At 40.8% G+C, this 19,740-nt stretch carries 11 protein-coding genes and 1 pseudogene; 7 read left to right on the top strand and 5 right to left on the bottom strand.

Annotated elements, in window-relative coordinates; genetic code table 11:
• Positions 1–111 precede the first annotated feature (111 nt).
• The 3 genes from PPA03S_RS12005 to PPA03S_RS12015 all read left to right on the top strand — a co-directional run bounded on the left by PPA03S_RS12005 (position 112) and on the right by PPA03S_RS12015 (position 9,539).
• Positions 112–5,166, top strand: a complete 5,055-nt coding sequence (locus PPA03S_RS12005) for an S-layer homology domain-containing protein (RefSeq protein ID WP_062323079.1) — start codon at positions 112–114, stop codon at positions 5,164–5,166.
• Positions 5,167–5,406: 240 nt separating this feature from the next.
• Positions 5,407–8,433: a sensor histidine kinase gene (locus tag PPA03S_RS12010; protein WP_245683580.1), complete on the top strand. Its 3,027-nt coding sequence runs from the start codon at positions 5,407–5,409 to the stop codon at positions 8,431–8,433.
• On the top strand, positions 8,430–9,539 hold the full coding sequence (locus PPA03S_RS12015; protein WP_062323083.1) for a response regulator: 1,110 nt from the start codon (positions 8,430–8,432) through the stop codon (positions 9,537–9,539). The genes PPA03S_RS12010 and PPA03S_RS12015 overlap by 4 nt, the downstream gene beginning before the upstream one ends.
• 223 nt (positions 9,540–9,762) lie before the next feature.
• Here the strand turns inward: PPA03S_RS12015 and PPA03S_RS12020 are convergent, their stop codons facing one another.
• The 3 genes from PPA03S_RS12020 to PPA03S_RS12030 all read right to left on the bottom strand — a co-directional run bounded on the left by PPA03S_RS12020 (position 9,763) and on the right by PPA03S_RS12030 (position 15,584).
• A complete protein-coding gene (locus PPA03S_RS12020) occupies positions 9,763–13,371 on the bottom strand; it encodes an S-layer homology domain-containing protein (RefSeq protein ID WP_062323085.1) in 3,609 nt (1,202 codons plus the stop codon).
• A 374-nt stretch (positions 13,372–13,745) separates the two neighbouring features.
• Positions 13,746–14,894, bottom strand: coding sequence for a glycerate kinase family protein (locus PPA03S_RS12025; RefSeq protein ID WP_062323087.1), 1,149 nt, complete (start codon positions 14,892–14,894; stop codon positions 13,746–13,748).
• Positions 14,895–15,020: 126 nt separating this feature from the next.
• Positions 15,021–15,584, bottom strand: a complete 564-nt coding sequence (locus PPA03S_RS12030) for a hypothetical protein (protein ID WP_062323089.1) — start codon at positions 15,582–15,584, stop codon at positions 15,021–15,023.
• Positions 15,585–15,681: 97 nt separating this feature from the next.
• Here PPA03S_RS12030 and PPA03S_RS12035 point away from each other — a divergent pair, with 97 nt between their 5' ends.
• A complete protein-coding gene (locus PPA03S_RS12035) occupies positions 15,682–16,599 on the top strand; it encodes a phosphatidate cytidylyltransferase (RefSeq protein WP_062323091.1) in 918 nt (305 codons plus the stop codon).
• A 186-nt stretch (positions 16,600–16,785) separates the two neighbouring features.
• Here the strand turns inward: PPA03S_RS12035 and PPA03S_RS12040 are convergent, their stop codons facing one another.
• Positions 16,786–17,364: a hypothetical protein gene (locus PPA03S_RS12040; RefSeq protein ID WP_062323094.1), complete on the bottom strand. Its 579-nt coding sequence runs from the start codon at positions 17,362–17,364 to the stop codon at positions 16,786–16,788.
• 161 nt (positions 17,365–17,525) lie between these two features.
• On the opposite strand from PPA03S_RS12040, the pseudogene PPA03S_RS32825 reads away from it, so the two are divergent.
• Positions 17,526–17,636 (top strand): annotated as a pseudogene (locus PPA03S_RS32825) (IS5/IS1182 family transposase); the annotation flags it as partial.
• Between the two features lie 281 nt (positions 17,637–17,917).
• Positions 17,918–18,517, top strand: a complete 600-nt coding sequence (locus PPA03S_RS12045) for a hypothetical protein (RefSeq protein ID WP_062323095.1) — start codon at positions 17,918–17,920, stop codon at positions 18,515–18,517.
• 83 nt (positions 18,518–18,600) lie between these two features.
• On the opposite strand, the gene PPA03S_RS12050 is transcribed toward PPA03S_RS12045, so the two are convergent.
• Positions 18,601–19,197: a lysozyme gene (locus tag PPA03S_RS12050; protein WP_062323097.1), complete on the bottom strand. Its 597-nt coding sequence runs from the start codon at positions 19,195–19,197 to the stop codon at positions 18,601–18,603.
• Between the two features lie 275 nt (positions 19,198–19,472).
• Here PPA03S_RS12050 and PPA03S_RS34365 point away from each other — a divergent pair, with 275 nt between their 5' ends.
• Positions 19,473–19,700 (top strand): hypothetical protein, encoded by a 228-nt coding sequence (locus PPA03S_RS34365; protein ID WP_082704116.1) that lies wholly within the window; start codon positions 19,473–19,475, stop codon positions 19,698–19,700.
• Positions 19,701–19,740 lie beyond the last annotated feature (40 nt).

Here is a 19,740-nt window from a genome sequence, read left to right on the forward strand (position 1 = left end):
GCCTCCCCGCCATCGCGTCTTAATTTTGTTCAGATTTTGTTCAGATGAACTTCGTTAAATTAAGGACATATCTATCAAACTGAAATTAAATCACGAGGAGGAAGTAGTAGGATGAATAAAAGCACCGTAGTATATGACAAACTTTTCAAAATAGCACTTGCTACAACGATAGCAACAAGCGCACTTACCGTTGTGGCACCGGACTATACAAAAGCGAGTGAGAATGGGGAAACGTTTACAGATATCAAAGTTGCTTCGGATTACTATGAATATGTGAATGAACTATTTGAGCGTGGTTTTGTTAGTGGTTATAAAGATGGTTCCTTCAAGCCAGGAGGGCTGTTAACACGAGCAGAAGCTTCAAAAATTCTAGCACTCAATCTAGGATTAAATGTTACTAAATCTTTTAATCCTACGTTTAAGGATGTTCCAACGAGTGACTGGGCATACCCATACATAGAAGCATTAAAAGAAGCAGGTATTATCGATGGCTTTCAGGATGGGACATTTAAGCCGAACACACCTATTACACGAAATCAAATGGCAAAAATTATTGTCAATGGCTATGGTCTAGAACCTGCCAAAGAAATTAATTTACCATTTACGGATACACAATTAAAAAATAATTGGGCTGCTCCATATATTCAAACCTTATATGATCTAGGTATTACAACCGGACAATCCGCCCTAAAATACGGTGGAATTTCGACAGTAACACGTGGGGAAATGGCAGCATTTACAATAAGATCCGAGAAAACAACTGATTATCGTGATAACCGCCAACCAGATGAGAAAATTATTTCTGATATTAGCGGCAATAAAATGACTATGGGTGGTCAGGTATATTACATCAAAAAAGAGCTTCAGCCATTACTTCATTCAAAAAATTTGGCAGCGTTAAATGAGGCAAATTTAGACTTTATCAAAATTGGCACGAAAATCATCGGTATTCGCAACCTGGAATTGATCCATGGAGGAACGGCGGATAACCCGCTAACATTAGATTTGGCAGGTGGTACTGTCGAAGCAAATATAACCATTGCGGGCGATTATATTAAGCTGGCAAATGCTAATATTACTGGTGATATTACGATTAAAAAAGGTGACCAAAAGCAAATTGAATTAAATGGGCTTGCATTAAACGGAAACTTGATCATTGAAGGGGATACAAAACGTGAGCAAAAATCAGTTATTAAGCTTACGAACACAACAGTAGATGAAATTGTTGTGAATCGGGACAACACTGAAATTGTCACGAATAATGCTACACCATCTATTAAGGTTGGTAATAATGTATCGAGTATCGAAGTTGCCGGTAAAATGAATTCAATCCATTTTAATGGGAATCAGAATGTAGTCGTCAAGGGACAGCTTGAAACAAACCATTTAACAATTGACACACCAATAAAAGTAACGCTTGAAAACAAAGCCCAACTGTCGACAGTAGAAACGAAACAATACGGAAGTCAACTGATTGTGCCAAAAGACACTACAATTGATACTCTAATTAAGCCAGTAAATATAAATCCTGAAGAAGCTGTAAAATACCCGGGAGGTATATCGTCAGCAATTAAAAATGTGACGAATATCGCGCAGGTAGAACGCTCTACCCCCCCGATCATTCCAACAACACCGACAGCACCTTCGAGTGGAGGCGGATTTACTGGTGGTGGATCTAATGGTGGCGGATCAACAGACGGTGGAAACAACGGAGGCATACCGAATCCATTTGTTTCTCAAACTTTAAAAGCCAATAATATTGAAGATACAGACAACGAAGACCCACTTGCTGTAGGGATGATTGGTACAACAGTTACATCAAATAATGAAACAGTCGCGACCGCTACCTTAAAGGATGGAGAAATCATCATCACATCAAAAGGTCCGGGTACAGCTACTATTTCGATTAAAGAAGATGCACCTTCCTTAAAAGAGTCACAAATTATCGTAACAGTGGATGCGAATGGTAAAATGACACATACGATTAAACGCCCCATAGAGGTAATGCAAGATAAAATCAATGCAACACCAGCACCGGCTGCAGAGGTTTTGATAAAACTGTTCGAAGGTATGGGTGTTACGGGTGTTACGCCGGAAAATATCACAGATGTAACTACAGCAGTGAAAAAAGCGATTGCTGAAAAAGGCAAACCGTTAACAGAGAATGAATTAAAGTTAGTCGTTGATACAGCATTGCTCCCTTCACTTATTAAAAAAGGCAACCCAAGCTTAGAGCAGGTATCTACTCCACTTGATTTAGTTACAATGGGACCGAATGGTACAAGCTTTAAATGGGATTCAGCTACAAAAGTGGGCGACCATAACGCAAGCATTGATCTTTCAACAGGAAACGTAACGCAGGATGATGCGGATAATGAAAATGACCAAGTGACTTTAAAGGTTACGGCAACGAATGGAAATGCAACCAAGGAGGCTTCCATCGGAACGACAGTGTTAGAATCGAAAAAGCCATACCTTGTAAGTGCAATTTTAAATGATATCGATAAAGACGGAAATACTTCAGCAGGAGATACAATTACATTCAAATTTAGTGAACCCGTTCGATATAGTGGGAACACAGAGGATCATAATATTGATGAGCATCTTTTTGGGAAAGATTTTGTCTTTGGGATGGGTGATGATATAAAAGCTGTTTGGTCTGAAGATGGGACAAGTCTCACAATGACAATCGGTGGAGACACTACTAGCCCTAATGTTTTCAAAGTTGGCTCTGAAATTTCCCTAGTCGCAGGCTCAGTAAAAGATGCAAATGGTGGGCAAAGTATAACCAATTCGGTCAAATTACAGCATGTTCCATTTGCTTATGAAATTGCTCAAAATGATTTAACAGGCGACTTTATTTGGGAGAATAACGTAGTTGTCAGTGAAGCAGCTGGGAAAATACAAGATTCGATTACTTTCTCACAGAATGGGGAACCAGTTGAAGGCTTGGAGATCTCATACACAGATGAAGATCTCGCTCAAGGTTCCATCGCATCGGGTTCATTTTCACTCAAGTCTGTAAATGTTACAAAAAACGGTAATTTGCAAAAAATCACTTTTGCAGACGGGGAAACGCTTAAGGTTACCACTTCAACTGTTTTACGTGTAAAAGACAGTACGGAAGTAGTAAATAGTGTTAATCATAACTATGTGAAAAATGGTTTGGTAAAAATAATTCGAGTAGATGATTCCGTAACAGACTCTATTTCAGTTCCTAAAGTTGACCTAGCTAACCCCATTATTATTGAAGGTCAGAATAAATTGGTATTTATGGCTGGAGTAGGGTTTAAAGCAAATCAGAATGAAGTTTTATTGAAAAGTCTAAAGGTAACAGGTGGTTATTCAACCGCACAAAATGGAGATCGTGGACCCGTTTATATTAGTGGATCAGCAAAAGTTACATTTGATGATGTAACAGTTGATGCCCAAGCGGGTACTGGTGGTTATGGATATTCAGCAATTCTATTAAAAAATACTAATGCAAAACTAGTAATCAAAGATTCAAAGATTCAAATTAAGTTTGATAACAACCAGAATCCTACTTATTACGCATATGGAATACGAGCTGATGCAGAAGGTGCTTCGATAGATATTATTAATTCTACAATCTCATCAAATGGTGCAAATGGAGGTTCCAGGGTTATTCAAACGGCCAGAGGTGCTAATGTAAATATCACTGATAGTAAAATAAATGCGGAAGCAGATTCTTCTTACACGGGTACAGTATATGGTATTAACTTGGGAGATGGCTCTAGTTTAAAAACGAGTGGCGCAAGTGAAATTGTAGTCAAAGCTCCAGCCGCAGATGGATTTGGGATTGGAAATAATGTTAACTATACCAATTTGAATGTTTCGGATACCACTGTATTTGATATAGACGATGCTGCATCTGGAAAGAGAAAAGCTCCATATGAGTATGATCTTGAAGCTTTAGCAGCACTTAATAACGCATGGGCAAAAATGGATGAAAGCCTAGTTAAGGCCAATAATCCAACCTTACAGGAAGTAACAGAGGCTTTAAATTTACCAACGGATGTGGATGGCGTTTCAGTCTCATGGGCTGCAGATACCGTAGATGGAGCAACAGTCAATGCTGACGGAACGGTTACTAGAAGCAGCAATGATGATGCAGATGATGTGGTGACATTAACAGCCACACTTACACACAATGGGATGACGAAAACGAAAGATTTCCAAGTCACAATCAAGGAAAATAGAGTCCCGACAATCAATTTAGCAGCATTAGTAGATGGTAATACCGATGGAAAAGCTAATATGGGTGAACGTGTTGAGCTGACATTTAGCGAACCCGTAACTTTCAGTCAATTATCCATTGGTGACCAAGAAATCGATCCGGAATCGGGAGTTTGGTCAGAAGATAAGAAGACATTGACTGTAACCTTAGCAGCTGATATTACAGTTGCTGGTACAGTAACTGTAAAGGTTACTAACTTAGAAGATGCGGTCCATAATACTAAGGATGAAAGTGTAGTGGAATTAACAGTTCCAAGTGCTATCGAGGCATTTAAAATGTCTTATGTAAGTAATTCACAAAATGGTGCTGAGCCTATAACAGAAACAAAACAAGGTATTTATAAATTTTCAGTTGATATAAACCTCAGTACTGATGGAGAAGGATTTGCTGTAGGTGGTGTATATGTTGCTCAAGTAAGCGGAACTGTTTTACAGGAAATTGAAACTCCAGCTGTAACTGATAAATATGATGTTGATGTTTCCGTAGATGATGGAAGAAATCCAAAAACAATTGTAACGGTGACCGAAAAGGTAGCAAATGGAACAGACCAAGCACTTACAAAAAACATCCGCTATCCGGGAATTACGTATAAAGCTGAGATAATTCAGCCAAGTTTAGTTCCATCACCAGGATCGCAACAAATTGCATCATTTACAATTTCAGATGTGATTGCGTTGGAAGGAACAACTACACGTAATCAAACCATAGCAATTACTATTGATGGAACGCCAGTTAAAAAAGTAATTACATTATCAAGTGAAGCAACGGATTCAACACTTGCTGCAGCCATTGCTGAGGCATTTACAAATGCATTTCCGAATTACGCTATTACAGCTGAAAATAATAATGTAATTATTACTGCCAATGCAGAAGCTCAAAATGTACTCATTTCAGCAGAATTAAAGTAATATCTGAATATATGAAATGAGCTAAGTAAAACATCCCGTCCAGGATCTTAACCTCGACGGTTTTTTTTGATATGAATACATATGTTGAAATAGGATCCATTGTTCAGATTTTGTTCAAGCGCAGTATGATAACATTCCAAAAGGAGTTGATTGAAAAAAACATTAACAATATGATGAGAACATCATAATAATTCACTCGTATATGGAGGCATGATAATGAAAAGGAATATCCTAATCATTGTGAGTATTATCATGCTGTTTGTTAGTGTATTTTCACTGGGCAATTGGCATTATCTTACCAGTAACCATCCCAAAATTGTACATGATGGAATTGTAAAGATAGATACTGAGCAATTACAAAGGCCGGTTAAGCTGGAAGGCGATTGGGACTTTTACCCAAATGTTCTAATTGCGACTTCGGAAAAACTGGATAGCTATCAGAATAAACGAATCACACTTGATGTACCATTTCATTGGAGGGAGTACGTAGAGCCCAATAAAGAGGGAATTTCCGTTGGGACCTATCATATCAGGGTTCATGTAACGACGGAGGGATTTTACGGTTTGTTTATACGGACTATTCGTCAAGCAAATCGTGTGTTTATAAATGATGTTGAAGTAGGAGCGCGGGGGAAAACAAGCACAGTTTTAAGAGAATTTGGATCCGAAAATGATGATAAATATACCGTATTTGCTCGTAGCGAACATAAAGAACTGGATATTATTATCCAAGTAACCAACTATAATTCCCCACAGGCAGGTATTGTCTATCCTATTGAATTTGGGACGATGGGAGCCATTCAGCAACAATATCGTTGGAAGGTATTTTTTGATGCATTAGTATGTATTGGGCATGTGGTATTCGGAATCATCTATATCTTTACATTTTTACAGAATCGGAAACGCAAGGAAGAACTGTTCTTTGGTCTTTTTACCATCTCATTAGGACTTTATATGTCATTTATTAACCAAAAAGTGTTCTTCCTATTGTTCCCTGACATTTTACCTGCCAATCAATTGCGTTTACAGCTCAGTATTATTCCGATCGCACTAATAGCTTTAACACTGTTTATTCATTCGATGTACCCGCAAGTACAAAAAAGAAGAACGATATATTTGCTTATGATTTTACTAGGGATTGTAATTGTTTTTTATGGTATTTATAACCCCATTACCCAAAATCACAGGGCTTCTTCAGATTTGGAATTGTTTCTGAGAAAAATAGCCTATATCTGTGTTACGGCTCCAGTCATATTCTATAATCTATGGACTCTTATTAAAGTAACACTACAACGTCTAGAAGGCGTTCGTTATGTTCTAATTGTGATTTCAGCGATTTGTTGTTATACCATTTTGCTCATTTTTAACTTTATCATGGGTATTCCCATAGATTACACAGAATTCGCATTATTTTTACTTATATTATTCGGGTTTGCTTCGTTATTAAATTTCCGTGCGAACCAGGCTATTTTGAAAATCCAGGCACTATCAGAGGAATTGCTTGCACATAATCAAATGAAGGATGTATTTTTACTGAACACTTCGCATGAATTACGCACACCTCTTAACGGTATTTTAAATTTATCGAAATCGTTAATGGAAGGAGCACAGGGACCCTTAAAACGAGCTCAACAGGAGCAAGTCATTTTAATTCATAGCGTCACTCAGCGTTTAGGACATTTAGTAGAGGATTTGTTGTTCTCTTCTAATCAAATGACCGGAGAAGTAAGGGTTGCCCCACGTAGTGTTCCACCCTCTGTTATTACTGAAGTCGTGTTGGAAATTCGCAGTGTGATGCCAAAGAATCATCAAGTAAGTGTTACTGCAGAAGTTGATTCGGAATTACCGAATATATACACAGATGAATTACGTTTTAAGCAGGTTCTATACAACTTGCTGCACAACGCTATTAAATATACAGAAGTTGGGGAAATTGCTGTGACAGCCTATGCCCATCAACATCAGATGGTCATCCAAGTAAGAGATACAGGCTGTGGTATTCCGGCACAAATTATTGATCGTATCTTTGATGCCTTTTACCAAGGAAATAATCATCATACAAAAGAAGGGCTCGGTTTGGGATTAAGTATTACTAAAAATATTGTCGAAAAGTTAAAAGGTGAGATTTATGTTTCAAGTACCGTAGGAGAAGGTACTACATTTACATTTACAATGCCACTGGCCACTGACGAACAGATAAGCATTGAGCAATCATCTACAATTACCGGGCATAGAGCTAGAGAATTACAGCTTCAATTGCCTCTCATCTATAAAGGAAATAATAAAAAAATACTTGTGGTAGACGATAACCATGTCAATATAAAGGCTTTAGCTGAGGCACTAAGACTTAAGGGATATACTGTAATTGCAGTAGACAATGGTTTCGATGCAGTAGATTATATTAAAACCAATCAGGTAGATTGTATGTTAATCGATTTAATGATGAATGGAATGTCAGGTTATGAGCTATGTAAGCGAGTACGAAAACAATTTGATATGCTGGAATTACCGATTATTATCTTAACAGCGATCATGAAGCATTCTGATTTAGTGTTATCTTTAAAAGTTGGTGCAAATGATTACTTACAAAAACCTATTTTAATGGATGAACTATTTATTCGTATTGAATCTCTGTTAGCCGTCCGTCAATCTTCAATTGACGCAATTGAAGTAGAAATGAATTATTTGTATTCACAGGTCACACCGCATTTTGTCTACAACACGCTGAATACAATTATTGGGTTAAGCTATACGGATATGGACAACACCCGTGAAGCGCTCTACTGTCTGGCGACCTACTTCCGTGCCAAACTTAATGTTCATTACCGAAATAGCTTTGTCTCTGTTGAAGAAGAGATGGAGCTTGTCAAGGCATACTTATATATTGAAAAGATGCGTTATGCTGATCGTTTAAATATTAAATATGATATTGATGAATCCATTCAATTAATGATTCCAGCACTATCCATTCAGCCATTAGTTGAAAATGCTGTTTTCCATGGTATCTCTAAGAAACAATCAGGCGGTACAATTGAGGTAAGTATTCAACGGGAAGGGCAATTTGTCCGAATTAAAATCTATGATAATGGTGTAGGTATTCCCGAGGAAAAACTTCAGAAGCTGATAAATGAAGAAAGCACACGTATTGGGTTTATGAACCCATTAAAAAAATTCAAATTAATGAAAAATGCAAGTTTACGTTTATACAGCGAGGAAGGAAAGGGAACAACTATTGTCATTTTATTACCAGAGGGTGGTGGAGCATGAACATAATTATTGTTGATGATGAAAAAATGGCAATCGATGTATTAAGCATTATGATTAAACGGCTGACACAATTCCAGGTTTCAATCAAGGGGGCATTTACAAATGCAGTAGATGCCCTTCGTTTTCTGGAGAAAGAGGCCATTGAACTTGTCTTTTTAGATATCGAAATGATCGATATGCACGGTATGCAAATAGCTAGACAACTGTTACAAAAATACCCATCCTTACAAATCATTTTTGTGACAGCACATGCGCAATTCGCAGTGGATGCTTTTGAAGTAGAGGCAACCGATTATTTATTAAAGCCTGTACATGAAAAACGGTTGATTACAGCGCTAACAAAAGCACAGAAAAAGTCGCAATTCCAAGTTAAAGCGCCCCCTAATAATAAAAAAAACCTTTTATACGCTCATACTCTAGGCAGTTTCTACCTGCTTGATACTCAGCAAGAGGTAGTAAAATGGCGTACAAGGAAAGTACGCGAACTTTTTTTATTCTTATTATTTAATCAAAAAAGACCAATGTCCAATGCCATCATCTCAGAAGAGTTATGGATAAATTTGGACTTCGAAAAGGCCTCAAGTAATTTACATACCTCCATTTATCAATTGAGAAAGCTTTTAAAAGAAAAGGGAATACAAGACCCGATTCAATTAGTAAATAATCACTACCAACTAAATGCTGAAATTGAAAGTGATTATGAGGAGCTCAATCAATTGCTCGAACGGGAAAAACATGATGAAAAATCTATTCAACAGTTAATTAATTGCTATGAGGGAGATTATTTAGTGGAGGAAGATTACTTATGGGCTATTCAAATAAGACTCCGGTTAAAGCAGGGTGTACTGCATGCACTTGAACAATATGTCACTAGCACAAACTCAGTTAATTCCTTACTCAAATTCAATTGTTTACAAATGATGCTACAATTGGATGAATTCAATGATCAATATATGTTTTTATTATTAGAATTCTTAATTGAACAAAACAAAAAACAAGATTGTTTAAAATTCTTTGAAACTATACAAGCCAAATTAGCTGAAATTGGTCTCTCTGTTCCCGAAAGGATTCATAGAAGATATAACGAATATTTGGTCAATGTATAAATTAAAGTGGCACTCTTTGGAAGCATACTGAGCTCCACGATCCAAATGGTGAGTGAGTCCAGATTTACATCTTCTCCACTCGAAAGTTCGTCAAACTAAAAAAAGCAGCTCAGTGAGCAATGATGTATCCACAAGACTTGTTCTGGCTATAGACGAGTAAGAGGGGCGTCCCGCCATGTTTACATGGTTTGGACACCCCTTTTTAAGTTATATATGCTGATTTTTATTTCTGCGCCGCAGCCTCAATGTCTGCATAAGCCCAGTGTGCTGCTGGTACGTCTGTAAAAGATGGCGTAGTTACGCCTGTTGCCGGCATCCGTTTGAACAGTACATTTAATACTTTCACGGCTTCAGCACGTGTCAGTTTGCTGTCCGGTTTAAATGTATCATCGTTATACCCGGTCATCAGGCCAGCGGATTGCACATAGGCAATCGCATCGGAAGCCCAAAGGTCGGCGGACACATCTGTGAATCGAGCACCTTCCGCTGCTTGTGATATGCTGCTTGTCACGTCTGTGCTTTGTTGCTGCATCCAGCGATACGCAATGGTCGCCATTTGTGCGCGGGTAATCGTACCTTCCGGTGCAAATTGAGTCGCGCTCATACCGTTCATAATGCCTGCGGATTGCGCCTTTTGAATATCACTGGCTGCCCAATGAGCTGCCGATACATCGGTATAGTTTACAGCGTTCGCAGATGTGATTTTCGCTTCATCAGACAGATTACGAGCCAGCATCGCTGCCATTTGCGCACGGGTTACGAATGCATCCGGACGGAAATCAGCACCAAAGCCGTTGATATACGGGTTGTGCAAGCCTTGGGAAGCTTTCAGTCCGTCCACCACAACGAGCGTGAATGTGCTGAATTTGTTAACTGTAAATTCAATGCCTTCACTGGAGTCGCTGAGCTTCACCAGTTTGCCTTGAATCAACTCTTTTGTACCGTCACTGTGTTCAATGTACACAGCCAGGTTGTCCAGCGCCTGCTGACGAGCAGTAGGATCCGTGGGAAGACTGTCACGCAGCGGCAAGGTCAGTGTTACTTCATGGCTTAGCATATTGGTTTCAATTTCAACCGGACGAGCCAGTACTTTTACGTTTGAATTCGGAGTGATCTGTTGGATCAACTGCTCTTTCTTCGCACGCTCTTCCACTTCCTTGCGCTCCGATTCCTGTTTCATGGGAACGACACGGAAGTACAGATCCTGGTCAAATCCGGCAATCGACTTCGTTGGAACCGAGATGATTGTATTCTCTGTGGAAATTTCCAGGTTAAGCTCTCCATCATTCAGCTGTTTCACTGCTGCTTTTGGCAGTTCAATGCGTGTCTCGGAAACAGCATCTTTGGCGTCAGGGATGATAATGCGTGCCGTATTCATGTTCAATTGCTTCGCTTTTTCCACCGATTCCTTGGCAATTGCCTCAGACATCTTCACGAGATCTTTAATTGTACCGTTGGCCTCGGTTGTACGTGTAATTGGCGTCTTGGTCAGGTTAGTTCCATTAACCCCGTTCACATCCACGACGATCTGTTCCTGCTTGGTTGTTAGCGTCGGTGTGGAGGTTACTGGTACTGTTGTGGACGATCCACCGCCTGTGCTTCCACCCGGGTTAGGTGTTGAACCATTACCATTACCATTTCCGTTACTGCTATCGCCATTTGCCGTGAAGACAATCTTCACCGCACGTCCTGGCAATTCATCACTAATCGCTTTATAACGAACCCATACGGTTTTGTCACCGCTAAAATCAAATTTCTGAATGGAGGCAACATCAATCCAATTCAGTTTGCCATTAAAGGACATCTCCATCCTGTCATCCAAGCCAGTTATGGTGTTGTTGATATCATTTCCGGTTACATTCGGGGCCGTAAAGAATCGGTTGATTACATATTGTAGATTTCCAACGTCCTCGTAGCTGTCTTGTTCATTAAGCACCCATTCTGCCAGTTCTTTTTTGCCTTCAGGGTTGAGTTCAGCTCTCTTGGATAAATCAAGTTCACCTGAAAGATTGAATTTGTATTGGTCAAAGAAATTATGTCCATTAAACTGTTCACTCATGGTTGTCTCAAGCCATTGATTCATCTGGTCTATAGTCGTGGCATTCTCGATAGGTTCGAATGGTATGGATAAGAGTCCAAGGACAAAGCGCGGATCGGCGATCTCCACTTCAGCCTGTTTTGAATTTCGTTCCACTCCCAATAAATGCAGGTACTTAAAAGCAAATATAGGCTTGTTCACCTTGCTTCGTTCCAGATGATGCAGCCCAACTTGGCGAAGCATATCGGTCTCAGGGTCATCAAAATAGTCCCGTCCTTCAGACAGTTTCTGTGCAAATCGGTCCAACTTACCCTGAAGTACGCCTAATTCCGTCTGCTCCCAGATCAACTGAGCCTGGACAGCAAGCTCAATCATATATTGAACTTGTTGCTTATTATCATAGCTCCTTTTGATATTATCGATCAGGAACCCAGCCACATAGTCTTTGACCTGCTTAGATAAAGAACCGTATTCATTTGGTAAAGTAATATCCAAATCAGGATTCTCCATAGCCAGGCGCATAGCGTCTATATTTTTGTTAACTCTTGCCGCATTTACGGCAGCCAACGCTTCACTTTCATTGTCAGGAAAAAATTGATTAAAAGCGGTCTGAACGGCCTCATAGGTTGCATATCCACCACTCGGTCTTAAACTTATCATGTGGTCAGCCAGTTGCCCCTGCTCCTCTGGCGTCAGGTTATCCATTTTGTTTATATCCAGAGACAAGCTCTCCATCGGGTTTTCCGGGTTATTTGTATTGTATGACTGGATGTCCCACTGAAGCTCGAGCAGCTTCTGCAACGATGACAACATATCTTCTGCCGTCTCCGCCTTATTATTAATTAAAGGTGTGTCCATTACTGCTGTATCCGTATAAGACAGAACACGTGAAATAGAAGGGCTTCTTTTGAGCCTGAACTCATATAAATACGCCGTCATACGTTTTTCAATTGCTGATGATTCAAGATACATGTCAACCAAATGATAGAATTGACTTCCCGCGGCAGGATACTCGAAATACTGTTTTCGCTCTGTTTGCTTAGCATATAAGTCATCTAGCGCAGCTACTGCATTCGGCCCCCCGATTTGGCGAGTCACTTCAAGGGCTTTCAGAGCTAATTGCACCAAAAACTGAACTTGCTCCTTGTTTTCGTATCCATCGTTAGTCGGTGAATCAATACCCAGCAAGAATGCTGCGATGTCCGACTGATCATCTTCAGACAACGATTTGAAATCAGGCGCAGCTATGAATTGTTCATTACTCAGCAACTCAATTACTGCTGGTATGAAATTGGCGTTCTCACGCTCATTTCTTTTTTTAATATCATTGAACTGATCCAACTCACTCAGCTGCACAGTGAATTCGATAGATTGCATTTGATATGCAGTTTCCAAATTTCGATCTTTAACAACGACATTGAAATAGTACGTATCGCCTTCTACTAAATTCGTGATTATTTTCGTAAACGTACCATCTGGAGAAGCTGAACCATTAATCCAATCATTATCGTAGGGATGACCTGATGTTGTCCTGATTTCTTCCATATTTTCAAGATCAGAATCGTTGGATATGTAAACCTGGTAATTTACATCAGGTGGGGTAGAAGATCCGGATTCTGCATACTTCCATTGCAATTCAATTGAGTTCTCGTTCACATACTTTATCGTTAATAGACCATTATTTCCTGGTGCTAGATACGATGCTTCTGCACTTACCTTTCCTGCTGGTGCTGCCAACCATGGAGCTACCAACACTAAAATGAGCAGCATGCTAATTATTTTCCTGTACTGCATATACGCTTTCCTCCCTCATCTCGCTTATCGAAATATAGGCCTATTGTATTACGCAACTCTGAACGGATTCTGAACATTCGCTCCAATAAACGGAAAAAGATCCGGCATGTAGGTGAAAAACAGGCCGGATCTCAAATATTTTTCGTCATTATTCATCATTTTTATTTCTTTGAGTAATTATAGAGACCTACATTTCACAAAATTTAAGACTCTGCTGGACACGCTTCGCAGTTTCATTTATCCCAATGGTAGCATGTCAACGACTGCGGAGGCTCTCAACATCAGCGCAGTACACTGTAATGCTCCTATCCATGTAGACATCCACCGTTCAGTCTCTTACACGCTTAACACCCTCATAACCTCATCACAGGATTTTAAGAGATCAGACCCAATTTCAGCACTCTCGCAATATTCTCGGTTGTACGCTCCACATTCTCCGGGCCTTCGCGCAGAAGTCGTTTCAGATCAGCCGCACCCGGCACAATACCGAACACCGCGTCAATGCCTTCAGAGTACAACGTATCTATCCCTTCACCAACGTAACCTGCGATGGCGATAACCGGCTTGCCTGCTTCCTTGGCTGCCCGCGCCACGCCGTATGGTGTCTTGCCAAATTTCGTTTGAAAATCAATGCCGCCTTCGCCCGTAAATACTACATCCGCATGTACCAGCTTGTCACGTAATCCAGTGTATTCAATGACAATTTCAACGCCTTTGCGCAGCACAGCCTGTGTAAAAATCAAAAGCCCTGCGCCCAAACCACCCGCGGCACCTGCACCCGGCACATCACGTATATCCTTGGTCAGCTGCTGCTTCACTATATCTGCATAATGGGACAAATTCGCATCCAGCGCCTGTACCATCTCCGGTGTAGCTCCCTTCTGCGGCCCAAACACCCGCGAAGCGCCATGCTCCCCGCATAACGGATTCGTTACGTCACAGGCGACAATGAACTCCACGTCCCGTAAACGCTCATCCAGGCCGGACACATCGATATGCGCCAACTGATCAAGTGCGCCGCCTCCGCGTGCAAGCGGCTGTCCGTGTGCATCCAGAAACGTTGCACCAAGCGCTTCGGCCATGCCCGTTCCCCCATCGTTGGTCGCACTGCCACCAATACCAATAATGATTTTGCGAATACCTTGATCCAGACACACCCGAATCAGCTCTCCCGTGCCATAGGTTGACGTGCGAAGCGGGTTCCGGGTTTCCTTGTTCACCAGATGAATGCCGCTCGCCGATGCCATCTCAATCGCCGCCGTTAACCCATCGCCCAGAATGCCATACTGCGCAAGTACAGGCTGCCCCAGTGGCCCGCTCACCTCTCTCTGGTGGATTACGCCGCCAGAAGCATCTACCAGTGACTGCACGGTGCCTTCGCCTCCGTCAGCCATCGGTACATGAATATAACTCGCGGTTGGGTAGACTTTACGCAAACCTTTTTCCATGGCCACACATACTTCTTTCGCTGTCATGCTCTCTTTAAATGAATCCGGTGCCAGTACAAATGTCGTCTCTCTCATCTTCTTCCGCCCCCTCGAAGTTGATTTTGACCGTTCATTCACACCATCGATCTAACGTTACACAAACCGAACAGCCTGTTGCGCGGACATCCGTGGCGGCAGGCTGCTTCATGGGTTTACTCCTTACTATTCCTTGGAACCCGAATCTTCGTTTCCCGGCCTGTATTCCTTTAACTTACCTTCATATATCAGCTGCAGTTGTTCACTTTGGCGAAAATCATCCGGAGTCACCAGCGCAGGCAGCTTGTTCCACAACTTGATGCCGGAACGCTGCAGAATCTCGGCAACAAATTGCGAGCAAAAGTAGGAGTTGCTGAACTCCACCGGCTCCTTCAACGTAATGCCGATTACACCCAGCAGATTGTACATATATTTCTGGCGACTGCGGATGAAGATATGCAGCACGCGTTTCATCTTTTCCACTTCACGCTCCGTCACCTGAAGCTCATAGATCACACATGTTGTGTTGGGATACTTGCTGTATGTACCTGTCTGAATATCTTCCTTCACAAACCCGCCGTTTAGCGGATTGCTAGGATGCTTGCGACCGAAACTGTACAGCTCGGATAATTCCTTGTCAAATGAGATCGATGCGTGATTGTATGGTGCTCTGGTGTAACTCTGAATCACCTTGGTAAACAATGTTCCCGTATTGGTAAGCAGGATATAGATCGAGCGTTTATCTGTCATAACGAAAATTTCCCCTTATCAAGTTCGCACTATTCCTTCATAATAACATAGGTACCCTATATTGGAATCTTACTTCTGGACAAGCAGGTGATTGTACGTGAGCAGTTCACTCTTTACCCTAACACTTATTTTTATAGCATTATTGGTCATACACATCGTATACAAAATCATTACGAAGCTTCAGCCGGACAAGGATTATTCAGGTATTGGCAATAAGATCAAAACCTGGTGGGGCATGTTGGTCATCTTCTGTCTCGCCACCCTCTTCAATCCGATTGTCTCCTTGATCTCTCTCATGGTACTCACCTTTTTCGCGCTGAAAGAGTACTTCTCCATGATTCGCAGCACCCGCAAAGCGGATCGCAGGCTGTTTCTGTGGGCCTACTTGGCGATCCCAGTTCAGTTCTACTGGATCTATATTGGATGGTATGGGATGTTTATTGTGTTTATTCCGCTCTATGTCTTCCTGGTGCTGCCCCTGCCCCGTCTCATCAATAAGGGAACGGTTGGTTTCCTGCGCAGTGTCAGCTCGACGCAATGGGGATTAATGCTGATGGTATTTGGACTTAGTCATCTGGCGTACTTTCCATTTGCATCACCGGAATATGGATCAAAACTGGTCCTGTTCCTGGTCGTGTTAACCCAGTTGAATGATGTCGTGCATTATCTGGTCTCACTCTATCTGGGCAAACGCAAAGTGGTGCCCACCGCCAATCCTTTTTTAACGTGGGAAGGGTTCGCCTGTGCATTCATTGTAACCACCGCTGCTTCTTATTTCATTCATCCTTACCTGACTCCGTTTGATGCACGTTTCGCGCTTTTCATCGGTGTGTTAATTGCTCTGGCTGGGTTCTTCGGCAGTCTGACGGTTTCTGTTCTGAAGCGGGATTTGTTAATCGGGGATGACAATAAGCTCGATGCATTGAAAAAAAGCTACCTGAGCCGGGTCGACAGCCTGACGTACACCTCTCCAGTCATGTTCCACGTGGTGCGTTATTTCTTTGACTTCATGTAGGAGAGGTGCGGACACACTCAGTCGATAGACCAAAGTATGAGCTTGCGCCATCATCCATAAAAAGCAGCCTTGACGGCTGCTTTTACTCATTTATCGAAAGAGTGTAGACACAACCACAGCGCGTCTATTTTATGCTTTCTCCATTGGAATCACCGGAAGACACAGCATAAGGCTTAATCTGTCTGACTATTTTAATTTAATTTCCTTCTCCGAGGTGACTTCGTTCCCCTCTTCATTGGTAAAGACAAATGTGGCTTTGCCCCGTTCACCCTTCATCTCATCCGAATAGATAAATCCGGAGAATTGTCCGTCACCACTGATATAAAATCCTTCTTTTCCATTCGCGCCATGCTCAACCGCTTCCTGGTAGGAATTCACAATCGTTACCGTGTTGGACGTCCAGCGCATCTCAGATAAAGCGTACCCCTCCGGAATTTGTTTTATCGCAAAATCAAAACGGTTGCCTTCCGACGGCTTATCCGTCTGGTCAATTACGATCATGACCTGTCCTTCCGCATCAGCGGAAGATTCCGATTGGGCCGTAGGCTTGCCTTCATTCCCAATCTCGTTCGCCTGGTTATTGTTATTCTTCGCCTCAATATTGGGAACGGAACTCTTTCCCGCTTCCTCTATGGGCTGCTTCGATTGCGGATAGGCATGTTCCTGTACGGACTCATTGTTGTTTTTCGCTCCACATGCACTGGTCAACAGCAGGATACATAGAGCAGACACCCAGAGTATAGATTTATTTGTATTGATATTCATCGTTGGAACTCCCTCCATATTCCTCTAAAGTAACAAGCATTATGCAATCATCCAAAGAGTACTTTCGAATCAGCACCTTCTTATAGTAATTACTACACCATATCGTCTCACATTAAGCTCCATATTATGTAAATGAGTTATAAGATAACTCGATTATTTTATCGATTGTGCGTGTTCACCAGCATGGATCAGGCGCAAAAGGGGCAAAGCAAGCGATCGGACGTTCCCGCGGAGGACTAAGCACCAAAATTCATGCCGTAGTTGATGCGCTCTGAAACCCACTTCAATTCGAATTAACGGGGGATGAAGCTCATGACTCTGTCCAGGGCTTTATTGGAAATGGCTGATTGTGATTTAGATAACATAAAGTTAACCTTATTCATAAATAATGTTAATTTTATGTCATTCATCACTTAAATTGCTCTGATATAATTTTTAGCACATGGTGATATAAAAAACGATGGAACAGGAGATTTTAATCCATACGGGGATTAACTCAGTTATCAAGCGAGTAAACATTCGAAAACATAATTTTATAGTAGGAGTGTGAGATATGAAAAAAACAATATTGGCTTGTATGATGATCATGTTGATGCTAGCATCGGCTTGTGGAAATGTTGAAAAGACATCACATCCAAATACTTCTAGTGAGCCTAAACCTGAAACTCAGGAGGCTATTATTCAAAAAAACACATCCGATGATTGTACTGTAGACCGTATAAGCTTGGATAGTGAAACTGAAAAATATTTCTATGGAAATTGGAAAGTTGAGAAGCTTCTAGGATTTGCAAATTCATATAATGATGCTTCCGAATATCCAACAGGGCAAAAATTTATTGGAGATGAAATTGTAATCGATAAAGACTTTTTTTCATCAAAAGGACTAAAAAACTATAAGAAATATCAATATGAACTAAAAAATCCATTATATCAGAATATAGCGACATGCTATAACTCTACCTCTTTTTATAGATTGTATAAAATTCAAATTCCAGACTTAAATATAAATGATAAGGTAAAGGCAATAGATATAAGTGACCCTTCTACAAAAATGAGCATACCTGTAGGTTTAAGCTTTTTAGCTGTTAATAACGATAGGCTTATCTTGTTATCAGAGGCAACTATTTTTGAGCTCAAAAAAATTACTGATTAAATGAATTAAGGTTATATTCTTAAAACAAGAAAGGTCAGCCTCTTTAGGCTGACCTTTCTTGTTTATGCCGTAAACCGATTAAACTATAGTGTATAGACTGGGTATTTGTGAGTATAACCCATGCCTTTACAAAATAAAGTTGCTTCTTCATTTCTTCGTCTTTGTAAATTTCTATCATATGAAAATGCCTTGCTGACTAATTTTGAACAATTATCGTTTTCTTCTTTTGAACGTGGGCCTTGAAAAGATGAATATATTAGCTTGTATGCAAGCAGATTTTTTACATCTGGGGTTGTTAGCACCCCAGGACCTCCATTAAAAGTGAGTGAAACAAGTGCATCAAACTGAGATTGTGTAAAAGACATACCTGTAGGAAGTACCAATTTATTTACTGCCGTTACAGCCTTTGCAGTATCATTAGTAAAAAATGTATTTGCCTGAGATTGAGAAATTGGTGAAGTATAACCTAGATTTAAAGAGCTTGATAGAGCATTAGCTTGTGCTTGGGTTAGAAGAGAATCATTTGGATTACCTGTTGTATTTTTGGTATATGTTTTAGTATCTGTTATCAGATGTCCCCATCCAACGGTTGGATACCCATAAGGATCTCCATAAAATTTCAAGGAAAATCCCTCATGGGATTTGATAAGGTCTGCTCCACCAGTGCCTAGATTTGCCATAATAAATCACTCCTAAATTTATTTTTATTAGTTATGAGAGCAATAAGGAGGAATCATAGCCAGAACAACCATTCCCAAGTTTTCTGTAATGCCGTATTGCCTTCACATATATATAAAGAGAAATGAGTCTCTTTTTTTACAACCACGCTCCAAATTTTATTTCAATTCGCTGGTATCGTGCCTCCTGAGCGTGGTGTTGCTGTGCTTGTACTAAAAGTTCGGCCAACATAAAATCACCGCTTTACGTTTTTTGTATTTCATTCTTCAAGGCATTAATGGCATCGCTTAGATCAGATATTTTTTTCGCCCTGTCAAATAGTGAACATTATCCTTTAAAAAGTTGTTTTGCCGCAGGTGGGGCAATCGGTGTCTTATCCGGCTGGCTGCTTCTGGGCGAAGTCATTCGGGATTACGTCTATATGGGCGGGCTATGCATATTCCTGGGGATCTTTCTGGTAAACTGGACTGGACGAACCAATAATAAGGAAGCATGGTTTAAATAAAAATATTCATGCCTGATTTTCGGCGATGCCCTGTGCATCG

It is taken from the genome of Paenibacillus pabuli NBRC 13638, assembly GCF_001514495.1.
In the GTDB taxonomy this organism is placed as follows: domain Bacteria; phylum Bacillota; class Bacilli; order Paenibacillales; family Paenibacillaceae; genus Paenibacillus; species Paenibacillus pabuli.

Coding starts and splice junctions, on each gene's coding strand:
- PPA03S_RS12005 (WP_062323079.1), top strand. CDS start 112: ATGAATAAAAGCACCGTAGTATATGACAAACTTTTCAAAATAGCACTT.
- PPA03S_RS12015 (WP_062323083.1), top strand. CDS start 8,430: ATGAACATAATTATTGTTGATGATGAAAAAATGGCAATCGATGTATTA.
- PPA03S_RS12020 (WP_062323085.1), bottom strand. CDS start 13,371: ATGCAGTACAGGAAAATAATTAGCATGCTGCTCATTTTAGTGTTGGTA.
- PPA03S_RS12025 (WP_062323087.1), bottom strand. CDS start 14,894: ATGAGAGAGACGACATTTGTACTGGCACCGGATTCATTTAAAGAGAGC.
- PPA03S_RS12030 (WP_062323089.1), bottom strand. CDS start 15,584: ATGACAGATAAACGCTCGATCTATATCCTGCTTACCAATACGGGAACA.
- PPA03S_RS12040 (WP_062323094.1), bottom strand. CDS start 17,364: ATGAATATCAATACAAATAAATCTATACTCTGGGTGTCTGCTCTATGT.
- PPA03S_RS12045 (WP_062323095.1), top strand. CDS start 17,918: ATGAAAAAAACAATATTGGCTTGTATGATGATCATGTTGATGCTAGCA.
- PPA03S_RS12050 (WP_062323097.1), bottom strand. CDS start 19,197: ATGGCAAATCTAGGCACTGGTGGAGCAGACCTTATCAAATCCCATGAG.
- PPA03S_RS34365 (WP_082704116.1), top strand. CDS start 19,473: ATGGCATCGCTTAGATCAGATATTTTTTTCGCCCTGTCAAATAGTGAA.